Below are 222 nucleotides of genomic sequence, written 5' to 3' on the forward strand. Positions count from 1 at the left end.
GCTGCTGCCAGCAGTACCCCGGCAACGGTAAGCAGCATCCACCAGAGGGTAAGGGACGGAAACAAGAGCAAAATGGACGCTAGTCCCGCCAGTTCCGCCATCAAAGCTCCGTTGGTCAAGCGGTTAAGACACGGCCCTTTCACGGCTGTAACATGGGTTCGATTCCCGTACGGGTCATAAAAAATCTCCTTCAGCTTAGGCTGAGGGAGATTTTTTTGTTTC

At 53.2% G+C, this 222-nt stretch carries 1 tRNA gene; it reads left to right on the forward strand.

Annotated elements, in window-relative coordinates:
* Positions 1-105 precede the first annotated feature (105 nt).
* Positions 106-177 (forward strand) — tRNA-Glu (locus H6B10_RS16815).
* The last annotated feature ends 45 nt before the right edge of the window (positions 178-222 follow it).

This window comes from Gemmiger formicilis (genome assembly GCF_016901605.1).
Lineage (GTDB): Bacteria > Bacillota > Clostridia > Oscillospirales > Ruminococcaceae > Gemmiger > Gemmiger formicilis_B.